This window comes from Glutamicibacter sp. JL.03c, from assembly GCF_025854375.1.
Taxonomy (GTDB): domain Bacteria; phylum Actinomycetota; class Actinomycetes; order Actinomycetales; family Micrococcaceae; genus Glutamicibacter.
In genome coordinates, this window is sequence record NZ_CP107575.1 from 2,760,193 (window position 1) to 2,778,604 (window position 18,412).

The 18,412-nt window shown below is 59.9% G+C and carries 18 protein-coding genes; 13 read left to right on the forward strand and 5 right to left on the reverse strand.

The window, feature by feature from the left end; genetic code table 11:
* Positions 1 to 98: 98 nt before the first annotated feature.
* Together OF385_RS12775 and OF385_RS12780 are read left to right on the forward strand one after the other, a co-directional pair.
* Positions 99 to 302, forward strand: coding sequence for a cold-shock protein (locus OF385_RS12775; protein WP_028268826.1), 204 nt, complete (start codon positions 99 to 101; stop codon positions 300 to 302).
* A 123-nt stretch (positions 303 to 425) separates the two neighbouring features.
* A complete protein-coding gene (locus tag OF385_RS12780) occupies positions 426 to 1,418 on the forward strand; it encodes an LLM class flavin-dependent oxidoreductase (protein ID WP_264275693.1) in 993 nt (330 codons plus the stop codon).
* 54 nt (positions 1,419 to 1,472) lie between these two features.
* On the opposite strand, the gene OF385_RS12785 is transcribed toward OF385_RS12780, so the two are convergent.
* Positions 1,473 to 2,711: an MFS transporter gene (locus OF385_RS12785; RefSeq protein ID WP_264275694.1), complete on the reverse strand. Its 1,239-nt coding sequence runs from the start codon at positions 2,709 to 2,711 to the stop codon at positions 1,473 to 1,475.
* 244 nt (positions 2,712 to 2,955) lie between these two features.
* Here OF385_RS12785 and OF385_RS12790 point away from each other — a divergent pair, with 244 nt between their 5' ends.
* From OF385_RS12790 to OF385_RS12805, 4 genes are all read left to right on the forward strand, one after another.
* A complete protein-coding gene (locus OF385_RS12790; RefSeq protein ID WP_413468000.1) occupies positions 2,956 to 3,432 on the forward strand; it encodes an Lrp/AsnC family transcriptional regulator in 477 nt (158 codons plus the stop codon).
* A 134-nt stretch (positions 3,433 to 3,566) separates the two neighbouring features.
* Complete coding sequence (locus OF385_RS12795; protein ID WP_264275695.1) at positions 3,567 to 3,827, forward strand: hypothetical protein; 261 nt, start codon at positions 3,567 to 3,569, stop codon at positions 3,825 to 3,827.
* A 46-nt stretch (positions 3,828 to 3,873) separates the two neighbouring features.
* Complete coding sequence (locus OF385_RS12800) at positions 3,874 to 4,779, forward strand: LysR family transcriptional regulator (protein ID WP_264275696.1); 906 nt, start codon at positions 3,874 to 3,876, stop codon at positions 4,777 to 4,779.
* A 57-nt stretch (positions 4,780 to 4,836) separates the two neighbouring features.
* Complete coding sequence (locus OF385_RS12805; RefSeq protein WP_264275697.1) at positions 4,837 to 5,901, forward strand: enoyl-CoA hydratase/isomerase family protein; 1,065 nt, start codon at positions 4,837 to 4,839, stop codon at positions 5,899 to 5,901.
* On the opposite strand, the gene OF385_RS12810 is transcribed toward OF385_RS12805, so the two are convergent.
* Genes OF385_RS12810 through OF385_RS12820 form a run of 3 tightly spaced genes read right to left on the reverse strand, consistent with a single transcriptional unit; the run spans position 5,898 to position 11,204 of the window.
* Positions 5,898 to 7,664 carry an FMN-binding glutamate synthase family protein gene (locus tag OF385_RS12810; RefSeq protein WP_264275698.1) on the reverse strand — a complete coding sequence of 589 codons (1,767 nt, stop codon included), beginning with the start codon at positions 7,662 to 7,664 and terminating at the stop codon, positions 5,898 to 5,900. The two genes, OF385_RS12805 and OF385_RS12810, sit on opposite strands and share 4 nt — an antisense overlap.
* 40 nt (positions 7,665 to 7,704) lie before the next feature.
* Positions 7,705 to 9,465 (reverse strand): amino acid ABC transporter ATP-binding/permease protein, encoded by a 1,761-nt coding sequence (locus OF385_RS12815; protein WP_264275699.1) that lies wholly within the window; start codon positions 9,463 to 9,465, stop codon positions 7,705 to 7,707.
* Positions 9,462 to 11,204 (reverse strand): ABC transporter ATP-binding protein/permease, encoded by a 1,743-nt coding sequence (locus OF385_RS12820; protein WP_264275700.1) that lies wholly within the window; start codon positions 11,202 to 11,204, stop codon positions 9,462 to 9,464. Before OF385_RS12820 ends, OF385_RS12815 begins: the two co-directional genes overlap by 4 nt.
* An 89-nt stretch (positions 11,205 to 11,293) precedes the next feature.
* Between OF385_RS12820 and OF385_RS12825 the strand changes: the two genes are divergently transcribed.
* Complete coding sequence (locus OF385_RS12825) at positions 11,294 to 12,280, forward strand: acyl-CoA thioesterase (RefSeq protein ID WP_264275701.1); 987 nt, start codon at positions 11,294 to 11,296, stop codon at positions 12,278 to 12,280.
* Entirely contained in the window at positions 12,277 to 12,888 is a 612-nt protein-coding gene (locus OF385_RS12830) for a phosphoribosylanthranilate isomerase (RefSeq protein ID WP_264275702.1), read from the forward strand. The genes OF385_RS12825 and OF385_RS12830 overlap by 4 nt, the downstream gene beginning before the upstream one ends.
* Before the next feature lie 2 nt (positions 12,889 to 12,890).
* Here the strand turns inward: OF385_RS12830 and OF385_RS12835 are convergent, their stop codons facing one another.
* Positions 12,891 to 13,442 (reverse strand): acyl-CoA thioesterase, encoded by a 552-nt coding sequence (locus OF385_RS12835; RefSeq protein WP_264275703.1) that lies wholly within the window; start codon positions 13,440 to 13,442, stop codon positions 12,891 to 12,893.
* A gap of 297 nt (positions 13,443 to 13,739) precedes the next feature.
* Here OF385_RS12835 and OF385_RS12840 point away from each other — a divergent pair, with 297 nt between their 5' ends.
* The 5 genes from OF385_RS12840 to OF385_RS12860 all read left to right on the forward strand — a co-directional run bounded on the left by OF385_RS12840 (position 13,740) and on the right by OF385_RS12860 (position 18,409).
* On the forward strand, positions 13,740 to 14,960 hold the full coding sequence (locus tag OF385_RS12840) for a histidine kinase (protein ID WP_264275704.1): 1,221 nt from the start codon (positions 13,740 to 13,742) through the stop codon (positions 14,958 to 14,960).
* Entirely contained in the window at positions 14,957 to 15,622 is a 666-nt protein-coding gene (locus OF385_RS12845) for a response regulator (RefSeq protein ID WP_264275705.1), read from the forward strand. The genes OF385_RS12840 and OF385_RS12845 overlap by 4 nt, the downstream gene beginning before the upstream one ends.
* 79 nt (positions 15,623 to 15,701) lie before the next feature.
* The gene (locus OF385_RS12850; RefSeq protein WP_264275706.1) at positions 15,702 to 16,583 is read left to right on the forward strand and encodes an ABC transporter ATP-binding protein; all 882 of its coding nucleotides are present in this window, start codon (positions 15,702 to 15,704) and stop codon (positions 16,581 to 16,583) included.
* Complete coding sequence (locus OF385_RS12855) at positions 16,580 to 17,752, forward strand: ABC transporter permease (RefSeq protein WP_264275707.1); 1,173 nt, start codon at positions 16,580 to 16,582, stop codon at positions 17,750 to 17,752. The genes OF385_RS12850 and OF385_RS12855 overlap by 4 nt, the downstream gene beginning before the upstream one ends.
* Before the next feature lie 57 nt (positions 17,753 to 17,809).
* Positions 17,810 to 18,409: a hypothetical protein gene (locus OF385_RS12860; RefSeq protein ID WP_264275708.1), complete on the forward strand. Its 600-nt coding sequence runs from the start codon at positions 17,810 to 17,812 to the stop codon at positions 18,407 to 18,409.
* The last annotated feature ends 3 nt before the right edge of the window (positions 18,410 to 18,412 follow it).

Genomic DNA, 18,412 nt, shown 5'->3' on the forward strand with positions numbered 1-18,412 from the left:
AGGATTGTCATCCGCCATGGATGCCAGCAATTGCGTAGATTACAACCAAGCTCGCTAACACCATCGGCGAGAAACGTCTGAAAGGACCAAAAAGTAATATGGCAACCGGAATCGTAAAGTGGTTCAACGCTGAAAAGGGCTTCGGCTTCATCGCTCCAGACAGCGGAGATCCAGATGTCTTCGCTCACTTCACCGCCATCCAGACCCAGGGCTTCCGCACCCTGGACGAAGGCCAGAAGGTTGAGTTTGAAGTTGTAGAGGGTCCAAAGGGTCTGCAGGCTGCAGACATCCGCGCTCTCTAAAGAAGGTCTTTGGCTAACGCCTGACTTTTCAAAAGATGGTCATCCGCACCGCGGGTGACCATCTTTTTGCTTTCAGGGGGTCACGTCCGGAATACTTCGTTGCACACGCTGGTTACATTAAACGTGAAGCTTTCTATTCTGGATCTTGCCCCGGTCGCTCCCGGGCAGACAATCTCCGACTCATTCAAGTCCTCCGTCCGTTTGGCCCAAACTGCTGAGCGCCATGGCTACGAGCGTGTCTGGTACGCCGAGCACCATAACATGCCGACCATCGCCTCCAGCGCCACCTCGCTGGTCATCAGCCACGTAGCTCACCACACGGAAACCATCCGACTGGGCTCCGGTGGCGTCATGCTCCCAAATCACTCCCCGCTGGTGATCGCCGAGCAGTTCGGCACCCTGGCCTCCATCTACGGTGATCGCATTGACCTTGGCTTGGGCCGCGCGCCGGGCACCGACATGACCACGTTGCGCGCTTTGCGCCGTGAGCCTTCGGCCGCTGACTCCTTCCCGCACGACGTGCTGGAATTGCAAGCCTACCTGGCTGGCGAATCCCGCGTGCCCACGGTCCAGGCTACCCCGGGTGCCGGAACCAACGTTCCGCTGTACATTCTGGGATCCTCGCTCTTCGGCGCTAAGCTCGCAGCCCAGTTCGGCCTGCCTTATTCCTTCGCTTCGCACTTCGCACCTGCCGCGCTGCATGAAGCGATTCGCGTCTACCGCGACGAGTTCACCCCATCGGACCAGCTCTCCGAGCCGTATGTGATTGCCGGTGTGGGTGTCGCCGCAGCGGAAACCGCCGAGAAGGCCCACGAGGTTCTCAACGTGGCCAAGCGCCATCGCGTGGCCAGCTTCCTCGGCCGCAACGCCAAGAAGGAATTCACTGAAGCGGAAGTCGATATGCTCATGGATACTCCACAGGCGGAGCAGATCCTGGACATGATGCGCTACACCGCCGTAGGCACTGGAGAGCAGGTGGCTGATTACCTTCGGCACTTCGCCACGGCAGCCCAGGCGGATGAACTGATCACCATCCACTACCCGACCGAAGAGCAGGATCGACTCGCTTCGGTCAAGATCACCGCTGAAGCCAGCGCACTGGCAGCAGCCAAGTAAAGTCCATAATGCAGTTGATCCCGGCACATGGTGCCGGGATCAACTGCATTAAGGCTAGTTCTTGGTTCGCTGGGACATGACAGCCCACAATCCGAGGACGGCAGCCAAAACCGAGCAGCAGATGGCGAAAACCAGGATGCTGATCTCTTGGCCGAAGACTCCAACCGCCCAGCCCAAGGCGATCACGGGAACCGCGCTGCCCAGGTAGGTCACCAGATAGATGGTGGATACGGTTTGTGCGTGCTGGCGGTCGCTGACGGCGTCCACTGCAGTGGCGAAAGCGGTCCGGAAGCTCATCCCCTGGCCCAGGCCAAGAAGCACCATGGCCAGCAAAGCCAGAACCAGCAGCTTCTGTTCGGCGGCTACCGCCAAGAGCACGGTGGAAATGGCCATCAGACCCAGCCCTACCGGCAAGAGCTTCGCGCCGCCACGCACCACCACCTGCGAAAGCGCGGAGATTCCCAGCGGCAGGCCGGCAATCAGTCCGATGACCCACGGGGCATCCAGGTCGAAGGCCTGGGCAAGGTATCCGGGGGCAAGGGAGAGCACAAACCCGAAGATTGAGAAGCTCAAGAAACCCACCAAGGCAGCAAGCCAGAACTGCGAGCGTGCAGTACTGGGAATACCCAAGCGTCGCGGGGCCAGGGCCTTGCCGCGCTGGCCGCGTTCTGCGATGGCGATCGCCGGCCGGGCCTGGAGGGTGGTCAGCGGAACCATCACCAAAACCAGCAGCACGGCTTGCAGCATGAAGACAGTGCTGCGTCCGCCTGGCAGGTTGGCCAGCAAGCCGCCCAAGACCGGGCCGAAAGCCACGCCGCCGGAGGAAGCAAGGAGCGTGAATCTAGAGGCCCACTCTGGCTTGGAAGGCAGCAGCTCGCGCAGGGCCGCTGCGCTGGCACCGGTTGCCAGTGCCACACCGGTTCCCTGGAGTCCACGGCCCAGGCACAACTCAATGAGATTGGAGGCCGAGCCGAAGACGAAGGTGCCGGCCAAGGAGACCAGCACCGCGATCACGAGCGCGGCTCGGCGTCCGATGTGATCGGACCAGTGGCCCACGGTGCACAAGAAGAACATCAGCGAGCACACGTAGCTGGCGAAGGCGATGGTCGTTCCCATCGCGCCCAGGTGCAGTTCTGCTTGCAAGGCCGAGTACAGCGGGGTGGCGAGGTTGGCGCCGACCAATAGCAGGAAGCTTACCGCTACGGTGATAACCAGTCGTGTGGTCAATCCCGGATTCCAGGAGAGGGCGCGATGCTGCATGGGCTGCATGCGCAGTTCACTGATGACAGACACGTTCACTCCCGGTTTCAAAGTAGGTGAGGCCTTGGCGTCCAGGATCGTCCTGAGAAGTTTTTTACCGGTGGGGCCACTCGCTGCCCCACCGGTGATTTGAGCGTTCTGCTTGAGTTTGTCTACTGCAACAGATCGTTCTTCCACTAATATCCCTCCTCCCAAAGCAAGCCGTGTGATTTCTTGTTAGGATTTGAGCAGTTTGGTCAAAATACTGGCCTTCGAGAGCACCAGGAGTGAGCATATAGTGCGATTAGACGACGTAGACCTCAAAGTACTGCTCGCCCTCATCAAGGATCCGCGCATCCAGATCTCTGAATTGGCTGATGAAGTCGGCATTGCCCGCAACACGGCGCAGTCCCGGTTGCGCCGGCTGCAGCGTTCGGAGATCCTGCGTGATGGCGGCCGCGATATCGACCTCGGCAAGCTGGGCTATGACGTGCTTGCCTTTGTCACCTTGGAAGTCAATCACCGGGACCTAGATACCGTGATCACCGCGCTGCGGCAGATCCCCAACGTCCTGGAAATCCATGAAACCTCCGGACGCGGAGATGTCTGGGTCCGGCTGATTGCCACCGACACCCACCAGTTGCAGTCCGCGCTGCGCCAGATCTTGCGCATCAAGGGAGTCACTCGTTCGGAAACGACCTTCGCGTTGCACACGCATTTGGCCTACCGTGCCTCTCCATTGTTGGAGCACTATTCCGAGCATGATCATCAATAAGCCATTCACTTCCTGCCCAATAAAACAAGACTTTCGTTTAGAGTTTTACGGTCCTACGCTGGTGCTACGAGAAGTCACGAGGAGAATCCCCCGACTTCGACGGCGGATCCCTCGTATCAGCGAAGGAGTACGTCATGAGCAGAGATTTTGAACCGACAGAGTTCGCTCCGGAATTCGGCAACGACATTTATGAGCCAGATGATGGCCGCGACTCCCAAGCGTACGAAGGCTCCAGCGACATGCCCGAGACCATGCGCAACAAGGACCCGCTAGCCAAGCGCCAGTATCTCTATGATGACGATCTGGAAACCGAAGACGACCTCGATAATGAATTCCGCGGCGATGATTCAGAAGACGAGGACGAAGACCTGTACGACCCCGATGATGAAGACTAGCCTCCCGGCTAAGCAAAACTTGGGCTAAAGGCCATAGACTTTAGAAGTGATTAATCCAGTTCATCTGCGCACTCTGCTCGAAGTAGTGGCGCATCGCTCCTTTGCCACGGCCGCTACCCGCCTCGGCTACACGGCCAGTGCTGTATCCCAGCAGATGACAGCACTGGAACGAAGCACAGGGACCACGCTCTTTGTCCGCGGCGCCCGCTCGATCACCCCCACACCGGGAGCCCTGCGCATGGTGCGCCACGCCAAGCGCGTGCTCACCGACCTCGACGCGCTCATGGCTGACGTCGCCACCATCTCCACCGACGCCACAGACCTCGAAGAAATCAAGCTGGGCATTTTCCCCTCGCTGGCAACCTACGCCTTGCCGCAAATCCTCAAAGCCCCGGATTGGGCATCCTTGGGGATCAACCTCAGGTTATGGATCGGTGAACCCCAGCAGACCGTCGCCGGTCTCGGCACCGGTGGAGACCTTGATCTGGCACTGATCTTCCAGGTAGGACCCGGCGGACTGTCGTGGCCAGCCTCATTGGAACGCACTTGGCTGGGCGATGACCAATTCCGTGTGGTGATCCCCGCTTCGTGGCCGATTGCCGACGACTCCCAGCTCACCGTGGACCAGCTGGCCGAGTGGCCATGGATCTTCCACCACCCCGGAACCTCGGATGCAACGCTGATTTCCAGGCTGTTCTCCTCGTACAACATCCACCCGCAAGTGGCGGCCTACTGCGACGACTTCAACGCCTCGCTGAGCTTGGTCTCCTCCGGGCTGGGCGCCGCCCTGGTCCCTGATCTGGCCATGGCCAATGCACCCGAAGGCCTGCGCATTATCGATGCCCCGGAAATCCGCCTGGCACGTTCCATCTTTGCGTTGAAGCCAGAGAACTCGAAGAAGCCTAAGGTCGCCCTGGTGCTCGACCGGCTGGCCCAGATCCTGGCCCAGTAGACCCGAATCATTTCCGTCGGGCACCGACGGTGCCTAAACATTATTGAGGAGCCATCCGTGGAACGCTCAAGCGCGCCCGCCGATCCGGCAACAAATATCGTTTCCCGAGTCCATGGCCCCATCGGCCACATTGAGCTGGACCGGCCGGCGAAGCTCAACGCGCTGACCTTGGGGATGCTCACGGAACTGACCCGCGTGCTCAGCTCCTGGGCCGGGGATTCCTCGATTTCGCTGGTGCTGCTGACCGGCCGAGGCGAGCGGGCCTTCTGCGCTGGCGGGGACATCGCTGATTTCCATCGCGCCGTCACTACCGGAAAGCACCAGGAGTTCCTCGATCTCCTGTCGCTGGAATTCGATCTGGACTACCTGATCTCCACCTATCCCAAGCCATTAATCAGCTTGGCCCACGGCATCACCATGGGCGGCGGGGTGGGACTGGCATCCCACGCGCCGGTGCGCCTGGTAACCCAAAGCGCCACCATGGGCATGCCAGAAGCCAAGATCGGCTACACCCCCGATGTCGGCGGAAGCCACCTGCTGGCCAACGCTCCGGGGCATTTCGGCGAATACTTCGCCATGAGCGCCTCCTCGTTCAAGGGAGCTGACGCGGTCTATCTCGGATTTGCGGATGTGGTGGTCACAGATTCTTTCGCACAAAGCATCCTCGACGAGCTCGATGAATTCGTGGGATTATCCGCCAGTGAAATCATCTCTGCCATCGAAGTGCTGCATGGCGCACAGGAATCCTATGCCCTGGAGCTGAGCCAGGGATGGGTGGATCATGCCTTCAGCGCCGATACCCCTGCCCAGGTCCTCGAACGCCTCGAGCAGATGGTGCACCCCGCAGCCCGGCAGTCCGCCGCAACGCTGTTGGCCAACTCGCCATCCAGTGTCAGCTCCGCGTTCTACACGGTGCGCGAGGCACGCTCCGACCAAGACCTGCGTTCGGCCCTGGACCGGGAACTGCGCATGGCAGGCTACCTGATGCACCAGCCGGATCTTGCCGAAGGCATTCGCGCCCAGGTGATCGACAAAGACCGCAACCCGCAGTGGTCGCCAGCACTAATGAGCGAGGTGGACCAGTACGAATTGCGATCCCTGGCCGAAGGGTCCCAGCTCTAGTTATCGGCCCCTGGCCTGCCTTCGGGCCGGGTGACATCTGAATGCACCGGACGGACCTTGGCCGATTCCCTTGGTTCTATGCGCGGTGCGCTGATTGCATCCTGCGGCTCGCGCACCCTGGCTGGCTCAATGCCGACGCCCAGTGGTTCTGCAAAGTGCAACGGTGCATGCTCGCCGAAGTGGTCCGCATCGGCTTCGTCCCAGTCCTCTTTCCATGACCCTGGGGCATCATCCAATAATTCACCGGGACGCAGCCAGTGGAACAGCGAAGCATAGGACCGGGTGGACTGCAGATTCACCCGTCGGCGGAGCATGCGCGTAGTGAGCTGGTTCGGACTGGTCAGGCCCATGGAAGCCATGATCTGGGCGGATTCGGTGACCGTCAGCCGGTGGTAATTGTAGACGCGGTGTCCCTTGTCCTGCACGTTCAGGGCCCGCATGAGGCGCTTGTTCTGGGTAGCCACCCCTACAGGGCAATGGTTGGTATGGCACTGCTGCGCCTGGATGCACCCGGTAGCCATCATCATGGAGCGGGCCGAGAAGGTGAAGTCCGCGCCTTGGATCAGCCGCTTGATGATGTCCGAGCCGCTGGCGATCTTGCCTGCCGCGGCCAATCGAATTTCATCGCGCAGCCCGGCGCCGACCAGGGTATTGTGCACCAGCATCAGCCCTTCGGTCAGCGGGGCACCCACATGGTCCTCGTACTCCAGCGGTGCCGCACCGGTGCCGCCTTCTGCACCATCTACGGTAATGAAGTCCACAACAATACCGGTCTCCAGCATGCCCTTGCAGATGGCCATGACATCGGTACGCGAACCAACACAGAATTTGATGCCCACGGGCTTGCCGCCACTGAGCTCGCGAAGGCGCGCGACAAAGTGCATCAGCTCGCGCGGGGTGGAGAACTCGGCATGGCTGGCCGGCGAGATGCAGTCCTCCCCCATCGGCACCTCACGGGCTTCAGCGATTTCCGCCGTGATCTTGGCCGCTGGCAGCACGCCGCCGAGGCCGGGCTTGGCGCCCTGGGAGAGCTTGATCGTGATGCCCTTGACGTTCTCGTGCTTGGCCTTGGCCGCGAAGGTTTCCGGGTTGAACCGGCCGTCCGTGGTTCGGCAGCCGAAATAGCCTGAACCGATTTCCCAGAACAGGTCCGCACCGTATTCCAGATGATATTTCGTCAGTCCGCCTTCACCGGTTTCGTGGACGAATTCGCCCATCTCCGCGCCCTTGTTCATCGCCAAGACGGCATTGGCCGAGAGCGCGCCGAAGCTCATGGACGAGATATTCATCAGTGAAATCTCATAGGGCTGGGTGCACTGGCTGGAACCGACCTTCACCCGGAATTGGCTGGTGGGCGGTGCCACCGGGGCCGCCGATTGCAAAAGGTACTCGTGGCCGATGGCGTTCACATCGCGCTCGGTGCCAAAGGCCTTATGGCTGTCGGCGCCCTTGGCCCGTGCGTACACCAGGGAACGGGTGTCCCGGTCAAAGGGCTTGCCATCGGTGTTCCGCTCGATGAAGTACTGCTGGATTTCCGGGCGGATGAACTCAAAGAGGTAGCGGGCATGCCCGACAATCGGGAAGTTGCGCAGGATCGCATGCTTTTTCTGCACGAGGTCACGGATCCCGAGCAGTACCAGCAGTCCGGTCAATGCCACCAGGATCCACCAGACCCACCCGCCAGAAGTACCGGCCAGGATCGCGGTGACGACGAACCCGGTGGCGAGGACGCCGAGGAACAGGAGAACTACTATTCGCATCATGATGCCGAGCCTAGTAGCTCAGCGCCGCCTTGTCAGGCGACTAGCCCGGGAGGATCCGATCCACCTCGCGGATGGCCATCTGCGAGAACAGCGAATCGGTGTTCGCCAGCAGCTCGGAGCTGTGGCCACGTTCGGCGACCGTGCCTTCATCAAGGACCAGTATCGTGGTGGCCTGTCCAACCGTTGCCAGGCGATGGCTGATCATCACCACTGCCATTGCCTCCTGGCGGCGGCGTTCAATCGCCTGCAATACCAGTTGTTCGCTTTGTGCATCCAGGGCGCTGGTAGATTCGTCCAAGACCAGGATGGCCGGCTCGCGGATCAGTGCCCGGGCCAAGGCCAGGCGTTGGGTCTGGCCACCGGAAATCCTGGCGCCGCGCTCCCCGAGCCGGGTATCAAGGCCCGCCTTTTGCCGGCTCAGCCAGCTGCCCAGGCCCAGCTCCTCCAACACTGCTACCAGCTGGTCATCGCTGATCCCCTTCAGGCCAAGCAGCAGGTTGTCGCGTATCGTGCCACGCACGGTGACCGAGTCCTGGGAGACCAGGATGATCTTTCGGCGCAGTTCTTCCAAGCTGGTCTCGGTGATGTCGACACCGCCAAAGCCGATGGCGCCGGTATGCTCGATAGCTCGCACCAAGGCTGCGGCCAGCGATGATTTCCCTGAGCCGCTCGCGCCGACCAGCGCCACCACTTCACCTGGCTTCACGGCCAGATTTACCCCTTGCAGCACGGTGTTTGGTCCATAGCTGATGCACAGATCTTCAATGACCAGCTCTCCGGCGTCGGGCAAAGCTTGCGGGTGCGCGGGATCAGCAACTGCAGGTTTGAAGGTAGCCGTGGCGTGCAGCCGGCGAGCGCTGGCCAGCGAGTCTTGCAGCCCCAGAATGAACCCGTCCACCGCGCGGACCGCTTCAAAGGAAGGCACCAGGGCGCAAGCCATAACGACCAGCGCGCCGAACTGGCCTTGGGTGCCCAAGAGAATGAAGAGCGCCAGCAGGCTGCCCCAGATCACCAGCTGGGTCAGTGCGGCACGAACCGCGGTGATCTTGCCGGTGCTCACCACGCCGGCGCCGGCAGCGCTGGTGCTCTCACGCAGGCGCGCCAGGGTCTCGTTGCCTCCGTGGAAGTTGTGCAGGACTTCCACGCCGGCCATGGCTTCGGTCAGCAACTGGTTCTGTGCGCCACGAGCCGCTGCGGTTTTCGCCGCATTGTGCCGCAGTCTGCGCACGCCCACGACCGGAATGACCAGTCCGATCAGCACATATGCGCCGAGCACGACCAGTGCTGGCTCTTGGCCGAACTGGATCCAGGCAGCCGATGTGGTCACGGCGCTGACTACGACCGCTGATACGGCAGGTGGCAGGGTGTGGGCGAAAAACACCTCGACCTTATCGATGTCGCTCGTCGCCCGGGCAAGGAGGTTTCCCGAATTCTTGGTGGCCGCGGTGAAGGGGGCCTGCCGTTCGAAAGCCGCGTACATGCGTCGGCGCAGTCGCGCCAGGGACAAGAACGCCACCCGGTGACCGACATACTGCTCCAGATAGCGCAGGACTCCCTTGGCCAGTCCGAGCAGGAAGATCAATCCGATGAGCCAACCCCAGCCCACTGACTGCAGCAGGCCCATGCCCGGGAATCCCAGTACGCGCACCAGGCCCATGCCGGCCAGGACAAAAATGCTCAAGGAGACCAGTCGAGTCAAGCAGGAGAAGAGACTGGCCATGGCCAATGGAGCGAGCAAGTCCCTGGTGGTTCCGATGAGCCAGAAGACGCTCGCCACGGTGTGCTTCCTTTCGCTGCTCATGCGTGCCCCTCCCCGAGTGAAGACAGTCCGCCGGATTGCAGCTGCGCGGTGCGATGGTTCAACTTCTCTACGGCATCTTTGAGGTAGCCGGGTTGGCCCAGGAGTTCTTCGCGCGCCCCGGCTTGGATGACTCGCCCGTGGTCCATCACCACCACCCGGTCATAGTCGGAAAGCAATCCCAGCCGGTGGGTGACAGTGATGATAGTGGTGGATGGGTCGAGGTCTTGCAGGGTTTGGATGATGCCCGCTTCGCTATGCACATCCAGCGCGCTGGTGGGTTCATCAAGCAGGAGGATTGGCCGGTTGGCCAGCAGAGCACGCGCGAGCGAAAGCCGCTGGGCTTGGCCGCCGGAGAGCCGGGCGCCGCCTTCGCCTAGTTGCTGGTCCAGGCCCAGCGATTGCGCGTGGAACCAAGAGTCCATCCCTACTTGGGTGATGGCCGAGCGCAATTGCTCATCGGTAGCGGACCGTGCAGACAGCTGGAGATTTTCTCGCAGGCTTACGCCGAAGAGCGTGGCGTGCTGTTCAACGACGGCGCTATTGGCTTTGAGGGTGGCTGGCCCCATGGGCTGCCGGCCATCATGGATCAGCCCGCTGGTGGATTCAAGCTGGCCTTGGAGCACCCGGATCAACGAGCTCTTGCCGCTGCCGGAGGCGCCGATGATGGCCGTGCGGGATCCCGCCGGGAACTGCAGGTTGATATCCTCCAATGCCCGGTCGGTTCCGTTATAGCTGGCAGACAGATTCTCAATGAATAACCCGTTGGCTCCCAGGTCCACGCGCAACGGGTTGGCCATGGATGGGTGCATCGGGATTTCTTCGATTTCGGCCAGTTTCTTCTCGGCTGCCTTGCCTGTCATGCCGATGTAGAAGAAGCTGCCCGCGTAGTTCACCGGTGCCAGCATCAAGTAGCTGAGGATGACCAGAGCCACGGCTGAGCCCGGGGTGATGGCACCGCTGCTGGCGCGCCACCAGGCCAGCAGCGAGGCGATGGCCAACAGCAGCACAGCAAAGCTGGAATCGATGACCAGCAGGATCAGCTGGTTTCTGGCCAGCAGCTTCATCACTTGTTGGCGCACGCGCTCGGTGGCTGCGTTGATGGCTTGGCCCATCCAGGTGCTGCCGCCGTTGAACTTGAGCATGTTCAAGGAACGCAGCGCGTCGAGGAACGTGGCCGAGAGAATGCCCTGGGCCCTGCGGTATTCCCCGTTCGCTCCCCCGAACCGACGCTGGAAGCCCACCACGATCACCGGCACGAAGGCGGTGGGGATGAGCAGCAGTATCGCGCTGAGCGGATCAATGAACAGCGCAATAAAGATCAGGATCAAAACGGGGGTGGCTACCGCGGCACTGGCTGGTCCGATGAAGCTGGACCGGTACTTCACCGAGCGTTCCACCGAATCCATGGCTGCGTGCACCAGCTCGCCTTCGCCCGCACGGCGAACGGCCAACGGCCCGATCGACAGGTACTGCTTGAGCAATTTGGAGCGGTGGAAGCTGGTCAGGGCCTGGCTGTCGTGGGAGATCACGATGGGAATCAAGAACGTCGCGACGAGCAGAGCCAGTAATTCGCCAACGACTCCGATGTACCACTGGCTATCGAGCGAAGCGCCGGTGTGCAGCCGATCAAACCCTTGGCCCAGCAGCACGACGAGTCCTGCGGATCCGGCCGCGGCAATCAGGCTGAGCGCCACGACGATTGCTGTTGCTGCCGAAAAAATTCCAAAGACCCTACGCACATCCCTATCCTAGGACAGATCAGCCCTCGACCTGCAGGGTGTTTGTCACACATTGCCGGTGGCGCGGGAAGTAGGCGAAACTGGAAGGCATGAGCACTTCGGAGCTAAAACAGCGCCCCCATTCTGTCACCCTGAGATTCCTCGCGGCCCCGACCGACGTTGATGTCACCGGGAACGTTCCTGCAGGCACCGTTCTCGAGTGGGTTGACAAGGCCGCTTACGCGGCCGCCGTGGGCTGGTCGTCCAACTATTGCGTGACCGCCTACGTGGGCAATATCCATTTCGCGGATCCCATTCATTCCGGTGATCTGGTCGAGGTCAAGGCCTCTGTGGTGTACACCGGCAGCAGCTCCATGCACATCCAAACCGAGGTGACTTTCCAGGATCCTCGGGAGTTGCGCCCCGTGGCTTCCAGCAATTGCTTGGTCATTTTTGTGGCCGTGGATGATCAGGGCAAGCCGACCGCGGTTCCGAGTTTCACCCCTGGCACGGCTAGGGAAATCGAGCTTCGCGATAATGCGTTGGCCCGCATTGATATCCGTGAACAGATCGTGGCGTCCATGAAGGACCAGCAGTACACGGATGAGGGCACCGCTGAGCGCGTGACCCTGCGCTTCATGGCCTCGCCCACCGATGTGAACTGGGGCGGCAAGGTCCATGGTGGCATGGTGATGAAGTGGATTGACGAGGCCGCCGAGCTGTGTGCTGCGCGGTACTGCCAGCAGGAGACGGTCGCGGTCTTCTCTGGCGGCATTCGCTTCTACCGTCCATTGCTCATCGGGCATCTGGTAGAAGTGGAAGCACGCCTGGTTTATACCGGCAACAAGGGCATGCACATCGCTGTCCATGTGCGTTCCGGTGACCCGAAAACCCGCGAAATGAACCTGACCACCTACTGCCTGACCGTGATGGTGACCCGCGACAAGACCGGCACCGCAGTTCCGGTGAAGCCATGGGTTCCGGTCAGCACCGAGGATCAGCGCTTGTGGGATCATGCCCGTGAATTGGTGGCCATCCGGGCGAATGCACCTGGCGGGTACACCCCGGTGCACCTTGTAGATTCGAGCGCCTCATGAGTGATCGCGTGCCGTTTGTGAAAGTCTGCGGGCTTTCCACTGCGCAGGATGTCCGGGTCGCGATGCAGCATGGCGCGGACGCTATCGGCTTTGTGCTCACAACCAGTGCCCGAGAAGTAACCCCGCAGCAGGCTGCACAGCTCGCTGCCTTGGTGCCCGAAGGTGTTGCCACCGTCGCGGTATTCCATACCGAGGATCTGCCGACTGTGCTCGCACGCGCCACGACAGCGAAGGTGGGCTGGGTACAGCTGCACGGTCAGCGTACGGCTGATGATGTGAAGCTAGCTCATGATGCCGGCTTCAAAGTCATCCGAGCGGTGCGCCGCGATGCAAACCCTGAAGACTTCGCCGATTGGGGCGAAGACTTGTTGCTCATCGATGCGTCGGTTCCCGGCAGCGGCCAGAGCTGGGATTATGCAGCGGTGCGAGATCTGGCCGCTGGGCGACAGTGGCTGGTTGCTGGCGGGCTGAACCCGCAGAATGTCGTGGAGGCACTGGAGCTCTCCGCTGCGACGGGAGCAGATGTCTCCTCAGGGGTGGAGTCTTCACGAGGCGTCAAGGATCCTGCGTTGATTGCCCAGTTTGTCGACACCGCCAAGGGCGCCTAGTTTCAGCTGATCCAGTTGTGCGGGGCAGGCTTGCGCGAGCCTGGCAAGGCACCTTGTTCACGCCACTGGTGAAGCCACTCTGGAACTACCCGGTCTTCAGGAACGTCCAGCCCCACCGCGGCCAGGATCTCTTCGTTTGATACTGCGCCCTTCTTAGAGGTCATGCGGGTGGCGATATATGCGCGGGCATAGATTTCGCCGTTGACCACTATGCGCTGTTCAAAGTAGATGCATTTGTCATCCAGTCCCAGCAGTCGGGTCTCTTGAGTGAACTTGGTGCCCAGACGCACCGATTTGCGGAAGGTGATGGTTTCGGTCTGCACCACCGGGGTCCATTTGTTCTTGCGCATGACGTCCCAGACCCCGGAACGGAACATCAGATCAAACCGGCCGAGGTCGAAGATCGAGAAGTACATTCCGTTGTTGATATGACCAGCGAAGTCGATGTCGGTCAGGGTGGCCCGCATCGTTACCGAGCTGGTGTCGAACATGGAAAGTCTGGTGGCTTTTTTGCTGTTCAAAAAGACCATGAGTATTCGGAAGATCATGTGCATACCATCACATTACCGCCCGGTAACTTTTCTGCCTAGTCCGCGCTCCGTCCGCTCAACCTTTGACGTAGTTCTCGCGGATCATGCCCGCACTGTGACAAAGCGGTATGGTCAAAGTGCCAGCCTCCCTAAACTTCGTCGAGGAACTTGATGCGCAGACTTCCCGAGACATTGCAGCGGCGCCTGCCTTCGTTACCGCCAGCAGACTGGGAACGCCCTACCCCGGCAGGGAAGGGCCTGCGCAGGGACATGATTCTCGCGCTGGCATTTCTCCTTCTAGCCTTACTGATGCAAGAGCTCGTGCTGTCACTCACCGAAAAGGAAGATGCGGTTCAGCGCCCGATTGCCTTCCTCATCCTGTCGGCATTGGTTCTTCCCCTCATGTTCCGCCGACGCTGGCCCGTTCCGATGATGCTGGTCGGTTCCGTCGCCTTCATTGCCAGCAGCGGTTCAGAGACATACACTATCGGCGCGCAGCTCTGCGCCCAGCTCGCCTACTTCTTGGGGATTTACACCGCAGTGACGTGGGCGAAGAACCGGCGGGCCCTATGGATCTCGATGACCGTTGTGCTTTTGGCCATGGCTGTGTGGATTGTCGTTTCGCTCTTCACCTCGGATCTCTTCGCGGCAACCGGAATGAGGATGGTCGATGACCCTGCAGGACTCTTACCCGCGGACATCGCCTATTCCCTCTACAGCTTCCTCATGAATCTGATGTACTTCGGTGGCGCAATTTTTCTCGGCTTGATCAGCTGGTCCAATGCCTACTCCAACGAAATCGTCAAGGAACAGGCCCAGCGCATCGCAGACCAGGCACAGCAATTAGCTGATCGAGCAGTCAACGAGGAACGGCTGCGCATCGCCCGCGAATTGCACGATGTCATCGCCCATCACATCGCTTCGGTGGGCGTACAGGCCTCGGCCGCGCGCCTCGTACATGACCGGGATCCCGGAAAATCCCTGGAGCTCATGCGCGGCATCGAAGCCTCCGCGCGCAGCGCGGTGCAGGAAACCCGCTCATTGCTCGGGGTGCTGCGTGAAAACGACATAAATGAGGACGCTGCAGAATCCGCAGGCGGAATCCGGACCCCTGAACCCTCCCTGGCTCGTATAGAAGAACTGGTGACTGCCAACAAGCTTCACGGATTGACGGTAGTTCTTTCACGCGATGAACATGAAGCCGGTTTCGTTGATCACCTGCCCGCTGGCCTCTCGCTTGCTCTCTATCGCATCAGCGGCGAGGCGCTGGCTAACGTGCGCCGGCATTCCACGGCGCATACGGCCACATTGTCTGTGCGTACAGGATCGGATGAGGAAGGCGCGTGGGTTGAAGTCGAAGTGACGGACGATGGGCGCCCGCGGCCAGAGTCGTCTGGCAGCGGGTTCGGATTGCGAGGCATCAGGGAACGAGCGAAATTGCACCACGGCCTGGTAGAAATCGGACCGCGTATTCCGCGTGGCTGGCGCACCAGGGCCAGGCTTCGAGTTGTCACACAAACAGATTCAAGGACAATGCCATGAGCAAGATTTCACTAGTGATTTGCGATGATCAGCCGTTGATCGTCTCGTCCCTCAAACTCATATTGGAAACAGACGATCGCATCGAAGTGGTGGGCACTGCCGAAAATGGCGCAGCAGGTGTTGAAATGATCCAGTCGCTGAATCCGACACTGGCGCTGATGGACATTCAAATGCCGCAGATGGACGGCATCGAGGCTACGGCCAAGATCATCGGCCATACCGACACCAAGGTCATCGTTCTGACGACTTTCAATCGCGACGATTATCTCTTCGATGCCATGGATGCCGGAGCCAGCGGATTCCTGCTGAAAAATAGTGAACCCGAGACGCTCATCCATGCAGTGCATCAGGTGGCCGCCGGCAACGGGCTGCTCTCCCCCGAGGTTACTTTGAAGCTCATCAGAGGACGAACCCCCAAGGCCGCCTACGTGGCCGAACAATCTTCAAGTCCTGAATCCAGGCGGTTGAGGGAGCTTACCGAACGCGAGCTTCAGGTTCTCGGAGAACTGGCCAAGGGTAAAAACAATCAGGAAATTGCTACCTCGTTGTCGTTGTCCGAAGCCACAGTCAAGACGCATCTGTCGAATCTCCTGGCCAAGCTCCACCTGCGCGATCGTGTCCAAGGAGTTCTTTTTGCGTACCGAGCCGGACTCATCCGATAGTTTGAACCTTCAGATTGATCATTTGGCCTGGCACATTTTCTAAGCTGATGAGTACAAGGATTATTCGGCAGAGGAAATCATGCTTGAGTTGCACAACGTGTCACGATCGTTCTCGGACCTCCAGGTACTAGAAGATGTCAGCTTCACCGTACCCGGCGGTGCCCTAACCGGATTCGTTGGCGCCAACGGAGCCGGCAAAACCACCACCATGCGCATCATCATGGGTTTGCTTGCGGCCAACACAGGCACAGTCACCCTCAACGGCGTTGAACTGTCCACGGATACACGACCGAATTTCGGTTACATGCCCGAAGAGCGAGGACTCTACCCCAAACAGCCTGTCATTGATCAACTCGTTTATCTGGGCCAGCTGCACGGATTAGGAAGAACCCCTGCCCGCTCGCGCGCGATGGAGCTCTTGTCGCGGTTCGGCCTGGAGCACCGGGCCAAGGCCAAGCTGGAGTCGCTGTCATTGGGCAATCAACAAAGGGTTCAGGTGGCGGCATCGCTCTTGCATGAACCTGATGTGCTGATTCTGGATGAGCCCTTCAGCGGGCTCGATCCCATTGCCGTGGATGCCATGAGCTCAATCCTGAGCGACTACGCTTCGCGTGGCGTTCCCGTTCTCTTCTCATCACATCAGCTGGATCTGCTAGACGTATTAGTGGACCACTTGGTGATCATTCAGAACGGGAAGATTTTGGCTGACTCCTCAGCCGATGACCTACGCTCGTCGCAGGCCTCGCGCCACCGCATTTCTTTGGGTTCCGATGCAGGCTGGCTACGCGGCGAACCGGGTGTCAGCGTGCTCGACATTTCCGGCCCCGATGCCTTGGTCAATTTTGATTCCGAAACCACAGCACAACGAATACTCGCACGAGCCATGGAACGCGGTACCGTAACCGAGTTCTCCATCTATCGTCCTTCATTGGCTGACGTCTACAGGGAGATCATCCGATGAATACCGCTACCCCGGCATGGCTGATCGTCGCCCTGCGAGAAGTCGAAACAAAACTACGCGACAAAGCTTTCATCATCACCACCATTGGCACATTGGTGGTCATCATCGGATCGATTGTCGTCTCCAGCATTCTCGGCAGCCGTAGTGCAGAATTCTCGGTAACAGCTACCGATGAGTCCAGCTATCAAGTGCTTACCCAACTCCAGAAGGACAAACCCGAAGATGTTTCGCTGCGTATTGCCCAATCAACCCAGCAAGAAGCACGGCAACAACTTGGCGACGGTGATCTCGACGCGATGCTCTCCAGCAGCAATGAGGGACAAGCCTATTCGCTGACCGGCTTTGACGAAGTTGATGATCAGCTTCGCCAACTGGTTGCCGATAGTGTCGACACGATACTTACTGATCAGGTACTTTCATCCGCGGGGCTGGATACCGCGAGCCTGCCTTCTGCAGATGCGTTGAAAGTTTCCCAGCTTCAAGGTGATGCCGACCGGAATTCAATGGTCAGGGCCATGGGATTCCTTTTTTCCTTCCTTTTCTACATGGCCGCGTTGCTCTTCGGCATGCCTATCGCTAATTCCGTGATTGAAGAGAAACAGAACCGTGTGGTGGAGATCCTCGCCAGCACCATCCGGCTACGCCAATTGCTGACCGGAAAAATCGTTGGAAATGTCATTCTGGCGATGATCCAGCTCTTGGTCTTCCTCAGCGTTGGTCTGTTGGCAGCGTATCTGTCGCCCTTGGAGATCCCGTTCCTCGGTGTTGTTTCGCGGGTTGCTGGATGGTTTGCGGTCTTTTTCTTTGGCGGGTTCCTGGTCTTGGCCGGCATCTGGGCCGCCCTTGGATCGCTGGCAACGAGAACCGAGGACCTGCAGCAATCCAGTGGCCCGGTGGTCACTGTGCTCATTGCGGTCCTTTTCATCGGCCTGTACGCCAAGGACGGCTTCTTGGTTGCGGCCTCCTATGTTCCTATCGCTTCATCCGTTGCCATGCCCATCAGGTTGTTATCCGGCGAGGTTGCCCTGTGGGAGCCAATCCTTTCATTAGCCATCCTGTTGGCCGCCTGCTGGGCAGTATTGCTCTTTGCAGAGAAAATCTATCGCCGGGCGGTGATGCACACCGGTGGTTCCCTGACCCTGCGCAAAGCGATGAAGCTGGAAGTCTAGACTCGTCGCGATCGTCGAAACAGCGCTTGCACAGCCGCCCTTACTAGACTTGACCCAGTGAGCGAAGAAAAACCACTGTTGCAATTGCCTGCCCGACTAATCGGCGTATGGCTCCTATTAATCGTCTGCATCGCTGGCTCGACCGTGTTGGCCACCGCCCACTACATCACCGGTGGAAGCCTGCTGATCATCATGGCATTGTGGGCCATCCGCGTCCTGGCCATTGCCAGCTTCTGGTTCCTGCCAGGACGCACCGACACCAAGATCTTTGCCATGGCCCTGGTCCTGCTCTCGCAGATCCTGGACGTAGTGCTGAAACTGCCGGTGATCGACTCCGTCGAATACGGCGACTGGTTCATGGTGTCGGCCCTGGACCTCACCGGGCAGTATGCCGGATACTTCACGGTATGGGGCCTGCTGCTGCCGCTGCTCGCCTTGGTGGGCTGGTTCGTTTTGCGCTCGCGTTCACTGGCCGGCTGGATCACCGGCATCGTCTCGGCCATCGGCATGGGATTCGTCGCCCAGGCGTCCATCACCTCCGAGCAGGGATCGCTCCCGGCTTTCGTCATAGCAACTATGGGACGCTATCTCGTTCCTGCCCTGCTGTCTGCCGCGGCCGATTTCCTCGTACGCAAATACCAGACCGCCAAGAAGTAGCGG

Bases quoted from the DNA above. Each gene is read 5' to 3' on its own strand.
- OF385_RS12775 (WP_028268826.1), top strand. From the start codon at position 99: ATGGCAACCGGAATCGTAAAGTGGTTCAACGCTGAAAAGGGCTTCGGC.
- OF385_RS12795 (WP_264275695.1), top strand. From the start codon at position 3,567: ATGAGCAGAGATTTTGAACCGACAGAGTTCGCTCCGGAATTCGGCAAC.
- OF385_RS12810 (WP_264275698.1), bottom strand. From the start codon at position 7,664: ATGATGCGAATAGTAGTTCTCCTGTTCCTCGGCGTCCTCGCCACCGGG.
- OF385_RS12815 (WP_264275699.1), bottom strand. From the start codon at position 9,465: ATGAGCAGCGAAAGGAAGCACACCGTGGCGAGCGTCTTCTGGCTCATC.
- OF385_RS12825 (WP_264275701.1), top strand. From the start codon at position 11,294: ATGAGCACTTCGGAGCTAAAACAGCGCCCCCATTCTGTCACCCTGAGA.
- OF385_RS12830 (WP_264275702.1), top strand. From the start codon at position 12,277: ATGAGTGATCGCGTGCCGTTTGTGAAAGTCTGCGGGCTTTCCACTGCG.
- OF385_RS12835 (WP_264275703.1), bottom strand. From the start codon at position 13,442: ATGCACATGATCTTCCGAATACTCATGGTCTTTTTGAACAGCAAAAAA.
- OF385_RS12845 (WP_264275705.1), top strand. From the start codon at position 14,957: ATGAGCAAGATTTCACTAGTGATTTGCGATGATCAGCCGTTGATCGTC.
- OF385_RS12850 (WP_264275706.1), top strand. From the start codon at position 15,702: ATGCTTGAGTTGCACAACGTGTCACGATCGTTCTCGGACCTCCAGGTA.
- OF385_RS12855 (WP_264275707.1), top strand. From the start codon at position 16,580: ATGAATACCGCTACCCCGGCATGGCTGATCGTCGCCCTGCGAGAAGTC.